This is a genomic window from Sphingopyxis sp. KK2 (assembly GCF_001990265.1).
GTDB lineage: Bacteria > Pseudomonadota > Alphaproteobacteria > Sphingomonadales > Sphingomonadaceae > Sphingopyxis.
In genome coordinates, this window is sequence record NZ_LYVN01000143.1 from 1 (window position 1) to 9,989 (window position 9,989).

The following is a 9,989-nucleotide window of genomic DNA, read 5'->3' on the forward strand; positions in this document are numbered from 1 at the left end:
GTCCGCCTCGGCGTCAACGGCGGCACGCTCACCTCGAACAGCAATCCGGTCGCGATCGTCGCGGGCGGCACGTCGGGCAACACCGGCACCGGCGGTGCGGGCGACGGCGGCAGCCTCGGCGACGGGGGCAGCTTCGTCGATCAGGGCGGCACCGTCATCTTCGAGGCGTTCGGCTCGCCCGGCAGCACCGGCACGATGAGCTTCGGCGACGTCGATATCGACGCCAGCGGCTTCCTTGCCGGACGCATCGATATCCGCTCGGCCGGCACGATCGCCATGACCAGCCTGACCGCGACCGCGCAGGGCTCTTCGCAACCGACCAACAACGACACCGATCTTGCCACCACCGGCATCTTCCTCGGCATCACCGATGGCGGGCTGATCCAGACCGACGGCGCGGTGTCGCTCGACACCAGCGGCACCAACGGCAACAGCGGCGCCTCGGTCGGCGTCTATGCGCAGGGCGACGGCCAGCTCAACGTCGGCGGCACCCTCACCGTCAACGCCGGCGACCAGGTCGACATCCGCCACGATTTCCGCACCGGCACCGCGCCGACGATCCAGACCGGCAGCAGCGCGAACTTCACCGCGGTCACCACGATCCGCAGCGCGCCGGGCAGCCTCGTCAGTGCGGGTACCAGCCTGTTCATGAACGCGACGGGACTGAACGGCGCGATCGACGTCGATTCGCTCGACGCTGCCGACCTGACCTTGCTGCTTGCGGCGAACGGCCGCATCAACGTCTATGGCACCTCGACCAGCGGCACCGACCTGACCGCCAATGCGCGCGACGAGGTGGCGATCAACGACGCGACGGCCGGCGACGACATCAGCCTGATCGGCGGCACCGTCGTCGCGGGCAATCTGATCACCAACGGCACCGGGCTCGATTCCGAACTCGACGGCAGCAGCATCTTCGTCGGCACCACCGGCGCCGCGAGCGTCGACCATGCCGAGGCCGACAATGACTTCACCGCCGACGTCGGCAGCTTCACCACCGGCCCCAATTCGATCATCACCGGCGGCGACATCGATATCACCTCGGTCGGCGCGGTCGACCTCGGCAATTCGGACGCGGGCGGCTTTGTTGCAGTCAGCGGCCAGTCGATCCTGTTCGACACGATCACCGCCGGCACCACCGTCGATCTCGACGCGACAGGGACCGCCCCGGGGGCCGAGGGCATTCTCGGCAACAGCATCACCGCGGGCGGAAACGTCGACCTGTTCGGCAACACGATCCGCATCAACGACGGCGTCACCACCTCGGCCTCGCTGTTCGCCTTTACCAACGGCGGCAACGCGCGCCTGTCGGGCACCGTCGATGGCGACATCATCATCCGCAGCGCCGGCGACATTGCCGGGACCTTTGCGGCCGGGGGCAATGTCAGCCTGACCGCCGACACCAATATCACGGCTCAGGCGACCGCCGCCGGCACCTATGTCGGCCCGAACGGCCCGTCCGAGGGCTATTTGTTCCTGCACGCGGCAGGCGACGCCAACCTGCTGGCGGGCAGCAGCGCCGCGACGATGATCGGGATCGGCGCCGGCACCAACGCCAATGTCGATGGCGCGACGGCGGGCGAAGATCTCTATGTCAGCGCCGGCAACACCGCGACCGTGACCAATTCGCTGGCAGGCGACGACCTGATCGTCAGCGGCACCTGCTGCGTCATCGTCGACAATGTTTCGACCACCGGCGCGGGTCCCGACGGGCGCAGCATGATCTTCGCGCCCGGCTCGGCCGGCGGTCCCAATATATGGCAGATCCAGACCGGCCCCACCGACCTGTCGAACATCGTGCTCACCGCGTCGGCGGGGACGATCGACGCGTCGAACGCAGTCGCCTTCGACAATCTGACCGCGACCGCCAGCGACGTCGTCACCACCACGAACACGATCCGCTCGGGCCTCGTCACGACGATCACGGGCAGTTCGCTCGACCTCGAATCGGTCACCGCGGGCACCGATATCGTCCTCACCTCGACCAGCGGCGACATCAGCGCGATCGGCGCGCTGTCGGCGGGCCACGACCTGACGATCTCGTCGGCCGCGAACGGCATCTTCGCCGACCTCGCGGCGGGCGACGACATCCGCATCACCGCCAGCGGCGATGTGTCGGCGGCCAGCCTGCTCACCACCGCGGGCGGCGCCGATAACGAGGCGGACAATTCGGGCGCCTATATCGACACCCCGGGCAGCATCACGATCGCCGGCACGACGAGCACCGTCGGCCAGACCCGCCTGACCGCAGGCGGCACCGTCGACGCGGGCGCGATCAACGCCGACTACACGTTCATCGACGCCGACGGCGCGGTGACCCTCACCGGCGACGTCACCAGCGGCGGCATGTATATCGAGGGCAGCAGCGTCGCGATGCAGAGCGGCTTCGGCAACCTCGGCCAGATCGTGCTGCGCGCGACCGCCGGCGGCGTCACCGCGAACGGCGATGTCCTCACGGGGGCCGATCTCACCGTCGGTGCGACCGGCGCGATCGCCATCACGGGCACCGCGAACGGCGGCAACCTCGTCGAGATGACCGGCGGCTCAATCGACGTCGCCGACGTCGGTTCGAACACCTATATCTCGCTGACCTCGACCAGCGGCGCGATCAATTCGACCGGCACCATCGCGGCCGGCAGCGACGCGATCATCAATGCGGCGACCGGTGGCCAGTTCAACGCGATCACCGCGGGCGACGATGTTTCGATCACCGCCGGCGGCAACATCACCATCGCTTCAATCACCGCCGAGGGCAGCAACCCGCAGGGCGAGGAAATCGGCAGCAATGTCTCGGGCACCATCACCGGCCTGCTCACCGTCACCGGCAGCACCTTCGCCAACGACGATGTCAATTTCAGCGCGACGAGCATGTCGCTGCAGGACGTCACTGCGGGCGGCTCGTTCACCGCAACCACCAGCGGCGGCCCGCTGACGCTGACCAGCGCCGATGTCGCAAACAACATCACGCTGACCTCGGCGCGCGACGTCGTCGCGACCGGGCTGCTGCAATCGGGCGGCGACACGACCGCCACCGGCCGCAACCTCGACCTCGCGTCGATCGCCGCCGATGGCGACGTCGACCTGACCGCCACCGTCGGCACCATCGCCACCGGCGGCAACGTCAGCGGCGTCAACGTCACGTTCGACGCGGTCGGCGACATCGACCATGGCATCGACAATCTGCTGAGCGCGAGCAACAATCTGACGCTCACGGCCGGCGGCAACATCGCGGTCGGCGATGCCGGCGCCGGTAGCGATCTGACGCTCACTGCCAACGGCGCGATCGACGCCGGGGCGCTGACCGCGGGCCGCGCCGCGCAGCTTGCCGCGGGCGATGCCGTCAATCTTACGGGCGATCTGACCGCCACGCTGGTTGCCAGCATCACGGGTCGCTCGGTCGAGCTCAACGACATCGCCGTCGTGGCGGGTTCGCTGGGTATCGACGCGTCGGGCGGCGGCGTGCACTCGACCGGAACCTTCGACATCAACGGGCAAATGTTCGTCACTGCGGCGGGCGCAATCGAACTGACGGGTGACATCGATGCGGCCGCCATCGTCGATATCCGCGGAAGCGCGGTCACGGTCGGCGACCTGACCGGCGGCAGCTTCGTCGGGCTTACCGCAACCAATGGTGCGGTCAATTCGGCGGGCACGATCTCAGCCGGCAGCGACATCAACATCACGACGACGCAGGGCGGCACCTTCAACCGACTGCTCGCGGGCGACGATATCGGCATCGGCGGCAGCGGCGATGTCGGCATCGCCTTCATGGATGCGACGGGCGATAATCCGCAGGGTGAGGAAGAAGGCAGCAATGTCGGCATCACGCTCGTCGGCAATGTCACCGTCGGGCATGGCGAAGCCGCCGGCGACTATGTCGTTGACGCCACCAGCTTCACCACCGGGCTCAACTCGCTGATCGTCGATGGGGACATCGACATCACCACTACGGGTGCGTCGAACCTCGGCAATTCGACCGCGGGCGGATCGATCAGCGTCGATGCCCAGTCGATCGCGTTCAACACGCTCAATGCCGGCAACCTCGTCCAGCTTTCCGCGAACGGCTTCTCGACGGGCGCCGAAGGGATCTCCGGCGGCGGCATCGTCGCGGGCTTCGACGTCATCCTCAGCGGCAACAGCATCGATATCGGCTCGGTCGACGCGGGCGGGCTGCTGTCGGCCTTCGGCAGCGGCGGCGACGTCGCGATCGACGATGCGAGTGCCGTCAACGGCATCGGCGTCGTCGCGGCGGGGAATATCGCGGGCGCCTTTACGGCGGGCGGCGACATCGAAATGAGCGCCGGCGGCGACATCACGGTCGCCGCCAATGCTGCGGGCGGCGCGCCCGATCCGTCGAACGGCGATCTGCCGGCGGCGGGCAACCTCTTCATCGACGCCGGCGGCGACGTCGTGCTGACGAACAGCGGCGCGGCGGGCATGCTCGGGATCAATGCGGGCGGCGCGGCGGCACTGACCAATGTCACCGCGGGCGAGGACCTGCTGGTTCGCACCGGCGGCTTCGGCGGCACGATCAACCCCATCCTCCCGATCGCCGGCGAAAATGGCGTGTCGCTGACCAACGTAACCGCGGGCGACGATTTCGAGATCCGCTCGGTCGGCAATATCACCGCGGTCAATGCCCGCGCGACCGGCCAGGGACCCGACAGCCTGACGCTCGACTACGGGCCGAACGGCTTCACCATCGGCCAGGGCGAGGGCACGAGCGCGGTCAACGGCGCCGACATCTTCATGACGTCGAGCGACGGGTCGATCGACGCAACCGGTCTCCGCGCGGGCGACGACATCGTCCTGTTCGCCGCGACGACGATCGGCCTCAACGGCGCGACGACATTGGGTGTCGGCAATACCGCGGGCGGCTCGAACATCAGCGCCAATGCGGGCGGCAATGCGACGCTCGCCGACATCGATGCCTTCAACGACCTGATCGTCAACGCCGGCGGCATCGCGCAGTTCACCGACGTTGCGACCGCCGGTCGCGACATCCGCATAAACGCGGGCTCGGTCGATCTGATCGACATCGTCCTGTCGAACGGCACGCCGGTCGATATCCTCGACGCGGGCCGCAACCTGACGGTCACCGCGTCGGGCACGATCTCTGGCGGCTCGGTCAACGCCGACAACGATATGACGCTGTCGGCGGGCGAGCAGCTCTTCATCCGCCGCGCGGCAACGGGCACCGGCGGCGCCATGTCGCTCGACGGCGCGCTCGGCGTCACCGTGGAAACGCTGCTCAGCGGCGGTACCACGACGATCGACGCCGACGGCGGCGAGATCCGCCTCGGCACGGTCGCCTCGGCAGGACCGATCGCGCTCACCGGCGATTCGATCTTCGTCAACGCGCTCGCCGGCACCGCGGTGTTCAGCACGATCGAAACCGACGTCGGTGATGCCTTCATCTTCGGCGGCGACAATGTCTCGGTGACTACGGGCTCGGTCGCGGGCCGCGCGCTGATCAGCAGCGACGGCAGCCTCAGCGTCACCCAGCTCAGCGGCAACGAGGTCGAACTCGGCGCCAACACCACCATGACGCTCGGCAACGTCACCGCGACCACCGCGCTCGGCGCGCAGGCACGCGGCCTGCTCACCGTCAACGGCGCGATCGTCGGCCGGTCGATGATCATCGCCTCGGGCGACATCACCATCGGTTCGGCCGGCCGCCTCGGCACGCCGGGCACGACCCAGGCGCTCGAGGTGCGCAACATCGACGAGGACAGCGTCACCTATATCGGCGGCACCGGCACGCGCGACGGCTATCATATCGACCAGACCGAAATGACGCGGCTGTTCGCGGGCGACATCACGATCCTCGCCCCCGACCTCGGCGGCAACAACGGCGGCTTCGTCGCCGCGGCGCCCGGCGGCTCGCCGATCGCCACCGTCGGCAGCCGCACGCCGCCCGCCGTCGTCATCGACGACTTCACCCTCACCGCCGGCGGCCCGACCTCGAATCTCGGTGCCAGCGGTTCGCTGACCATCGCGACGCAGGGCAAGGCGCGCGTGATCGGCGATGCCGCGATCACCGGCATGACCGACGCCAACGCCTTCCGCATATTCGCCGATGAAGCGATCGAGGTGATCCTCGGCGAAGGCACGATCCGCCTCAGCGGCAGCTCGCCGAGCACGCCTGCCGGCAATCTGATCCTGCGGTCGGAGGATGTCATCGTCGCCACCGCCGACGCGATCGCCGACGTCGGGGCCGCGACCACGACCGACGAGATCGACGACCGGCTCGCCGAGAATGACGGGATCCTGCTCGACGACGGCGCCTTGTTCGCCGGCGGCATGGACGTCACCGTCGAAGGCGGCTTCTATGTCCAGAACAGCGGCGAGGGCACGCGCTTCGCGCAGCGCCGCGGGCTGACCTTCGGGCCCGGCGGGCTCAACATCAATGTCGCGGGCGCCGACAGCCGCATCGTCATCAACGGCGTCCACCTCGGCTCGGCGGGGCAGGTCACCGGGCTCGACGCGATCCCGCTGCTCTCGATCAACGGCTTCGTGATCGGCAGCGGGCCGCTCGCGGGCAGCGGCCTCGCCTTCGACTCGGCGTCGACGATGAACGGCTGTCTGATCGTGAGCTCGACGACCTGCGCCTTCCTCGAATTCGAATCCTCCTTCCCGGTGCAGGATGTCATCAACAAGGAAGATGATGACGAAGGCGAAGGCGACGATGCCGAAGGCATGAGCCTGCCGATCCCGCTGATCACGATGCGCGACCTCGACCCGCTGACCGGCGAGCCGCTGCTCGACGATCCGGTGACCGGCGCGGGCAACGACGACCTGTGGACGCCGCCGAGCGAATAAGCGTTTCGGTTGACGTTCGGCCTCGCGGCGGGGCATGGGCGCGGACATGACCGACGCCCCTGCCCTGCCGCTGAAGCTGTTCAACAGCCTGACGCGCTCCCTCGAGGAGTTCGTGCCCGTCCATCCCGGCGAGGCGCGCGTCTACAGCTGCGGCCCGACGGTCTACAACTACCAGCACATCGGCAATATGCGGGCCTATGTCTTCGCGGACACCCTCGGTCGCACCCTCAAATTCAAGGGCTACGACCTGCGCCACATCATCAACATTACCGATGTCGGACATCTGACGTCGGATGCCGACGACGGCGACGACAAGATGGAAAAGGCGGCGGCGCTGCAGGGCAAAACCGCCTGGGATATTGCGGCCTTCTACACCGTCGAATTCAAACGCGACCTGTCATGGCTGAACGTGCGCGATCCCGCCAAGTGGACGGTCGCGACGGATTACGTGCCGCGCATGATCGAATTCGCAAAGACCATCGCAGAACGCCATTGTTACGAGTTGGACAGCGGTCTCTACTTCGATGTCTCGACCGTCGCCGACTATGGTCGACTGGCCCGCACCGTAACCGACGAAGGCGAAGGCCGAATCGAGGAAGTCGAGGGCAAGCGCCACGCCGCCGACTTCGCAATCTGGCGCAAGACCCCGGTGGGCGAGACGCGCCAGATGGAATGGGATTCGCCCTGGGGTCGGGGCGCACCCGGCTGGCACCTCGAATGTTCGGTGATGGGCGAAGCCGAACTCGGCATGCCGTTCGACATCCACACCGGCGGGATCGATCACCGCGAGATCCATCATCCGAACGAGATCGCGCAGAACCAGGCGTATCGCGATTGCGGCAGCCTCGACTGCGCCGAACATTCAGGCGCACGTGTGTGGATGCACAATAATTTCCTGATTGATCGCGGCGGCAAGATGTCGAAAAGCACGGGCGAATTCCTGCGGCTGCAATTGCTGGCTGATCGCGGTTACCACCCCCTCGCCTACCGCCTGATGTGCCTGCAGGCGCATTATCGAAGCGAGCTGGAGTTCAGCTGGGATGGCCTCGGCGCCGCACTGACGCGCCTCAAACGGCTCGTCATGGCGGTCGCCGCCGTTCGCGACGCCGACGATGCGCCGGTCGCCGACCGCCGCCTGACCGACCTGCTCGCCAAATTCGAAGCCGCGATCTCCGACGACCTCAACACCGCCGTCGCACTGACGCTGCTCGAAGAGGCGGCAGCGATGAAGAAGATCGACGCCGGTCAGAAACGTGCGGCGCTCGCCGCGATGGACGCGGTGCTCGGCCTCGATCTGCTGACGATCGACCGCTCCGACCTGCGCGTCCGGCCCAAGGTCGCGACGATTGCCGAGACCGATATCGAGGCAACGTTGACCCGCCGGAAGGACGCTCGCGCCGCGAAGGACTTCGCGACCTCCGACACGCTGCGCGACGAGCTTATCGCCGCCGGAGTCGAGGTGATGGACGGCGACCCGCTCGGCTGGGACTGGCGGCTAGACGCTTAGCGAACACGAGTGTCTCCACGCCACCGGGCGTCCCACTACCGATCCTCCACCTTCTCGACAATGTGATCGTCCAGATTGGAATAATGAATAAGGCCGGCCTGTTCGTCTTCGACAAGGATGCCCGACTTGAGCACGTCAGCCCACTCGGCCTTTGGATAAAGATCGGAATAAGAATCCTCGGCAACAACGACGACGATCGTGCCGAGGTAACCGTCGATCAAATATTTCTCGCCAATCTGCATATGTGAGGCGCGCCCTGATCGGTCGAAGATTATTCTCCACCCATAGTTTAGGCGTCGATCTTCTAATGGCAAGTTTCGACCGATTGCGCGTGCTGATGGTTATGATGTAGCAAACAATATGCCTCTGACGGACCAGCAAAGGATGTCGCTCCAAAGCACCTATCGCGACCTGCTGAACTATCAAGGCTGCGATGTGACATCGCCAATCGACCCTATCTCCTACGTGACGCCTGACGGCGACCGCCTCATACATGTCGCAGCATTGCGCGGAGACGTTGAAGCCGTCGAGACCTTGTTGGCTGCCGGAGAGGATATCAACGCGATCGGCGACATGGGCAATACTCCAGCGCATTATGCGGCGATGGGCAAATGTCAGGAGGTCTTCGACCTGTTGATGTGCCTGGGAGCGAATCCCGATCTTAAAAACGAGTTCGGAACGACCGTTGCTTCCGCTTGGGAAACATAGCCCCCCTTGCTTACACCAATGTAAGCGCTAAATTTCCACCATGCTCGACCGCATTGCCTGGCCCATTCTCGCGCTCATCCACCTGATGCCGGCGCTCGCCTTCTTCCGCCCCGCGATGCTGACTCGCCTCTACGCCGTTACCCCGCAAAGCCCGAGTTTCCTGCTGCTCCATCACCGCGCAGCGCTTTTCCTCGTTGTTTTCACCATCTGCGTCTGGGCTGCCTTCGATCCGGCCACGCGCCGCATCGCCAGCGTCGCCGCCGCGATCAGCATGGTCTCGTTCCTCGCGCTCTATTGGCAGGCGGGGTCGCCGCCGTCGCTGCGCACGATCGCGCTCGCCGACCTTGCCGGTTTGCCCTTTTTGGCCATAGTGGCGTGGCGGGCTTTTTCTCCCGCCTGAAACACGGGAATTGCCTCTCCATGTCCAAGACCGTCACCGTCCTCTCGGGCCTCGTCCGCCCGCTCGTCGAAAACCGCCTGCCCGACTGGGTCGAGCCGCGCTTTTTCCAGTCGAAGGAGGAGGCGATGGCGCTCGCGCCCGAGGCCGAGATCGGCTGGTTCGACATGTACGACAAGCGCGACATGGCCGCCGCGATCACCGCGGCGAGCAAGATGCGCTGGCTGAACTCGATCTATGCCGGGGTCGACGGCATCCCGCTCGGCCTGCTCGCCGAGCGCGGCACGGTGCTGACCAATGGCGTCGGCATCAACGCGATCACCATCGCCGAATATGTCGTGATGGGCATGCTCACCGTCGCCAAGGGCTATCGCGACGTCGTGCGCGCGCAGGAACGCCGCGAATGGCTGATGGATTCGCCGGGCAAGGTCGAACTCTATGGATCGAAAGCGCTGCTGCTCGGTTACGGCGCGATCGGCAAGCTTGTCGAGGAACGGCTGCAGGCGTTCAACGTCGACGTTACCGTCGTACGCCGCACCCCCGGCCCCAACACCC

Annotated in this window: 6 protein-coding genes; 5 read left to right on the top strand and 1 reads right to left on the bottom strand. The window is 66.4% G+C overall.

Annotated features, from left to right (window positions below; all coding sequences use genetic code 11):
- Positions 1 to 6,822 (top strand): S-layer family protein (locus B1A78_RS22785; RefSeq protein WP_077148296.1); only part of this gene is annotated, 6,822 nt, incomplete at its 5' end.
- 46 nt (positions 6,823 to 6,868) lie between these two features.
- On the top strand, positions 6,869 to 8,329 hold the full coding sequence (gene cysS / locus B1A78_RS18045; RefSeq protein WP_077148300.1) for a cysteine--tRNA ligase: 1,461 nt from the start codon (positions 6,869 to 6,871) through the stop codon (positions 8,327 to 8,329).
- 35 nt (positions 8,330 to 8,364) lie between these two features.
- Here cysS and B1A78_RS18050 read toward each other — a convergent pair whose 3' ends face one another.
- Positions 8,365 to 8,571 carry a hypothetical protein gene (locus B1A78_RS18050; RefSeq protein WP_077148297.1) on the bottom strand — a complete coding sequence of 69 codons (207 nt, stop codon included), beginning with the start codon at positions 8,569 to 8,571 and terminating at the stop codon, positions 8,365 to 8,367.
- Between the two features lie 118 nt (positions 8,572 to 8,689).
- Between B1A78_RS18050 and B1A78_RS18055 the strand changes: the two genes are divergently transcribed.
- From B1A78_RS18055 to B1A78_RS18065, 3 genes are all read left to right on the top strand, one after another.
- Positions 8,690 to 9,037, top strand: a complete 348-nt coding sequence (locus tag B1A78_RS18055; RefSeq protein ID WP_077148298.1) for an ankyrin repeat domain-containing protein — start codon at positions 8,690 to 8,692, stop codon at positions 9,035 to 9,037.
- A gap of 40 nt (positions 9,038 to 9,077) precedes the next feature.
- On the top strand, positions 9,078 to 9,437 hold the full coding sequence (locus B1A78_RS18060; protein WP_077148299.1) for a hypothetical protein: 360 nt from the start codon (positions 9,078 to 9,080) through the stop codon (positions 9,435 to 9,437).
- A 20-nt stretch (positions 9,438 to 9,457) separates the two neighbouring features.
- Positions 9,458 to 9,989 (top strand): NAD(P)-dependent oxidoreductase (locus B1A78_RS18065; RefSeq protein WP_306171659.1); only part of this gene is annotated, 532 nt, incomplete at its 3' end.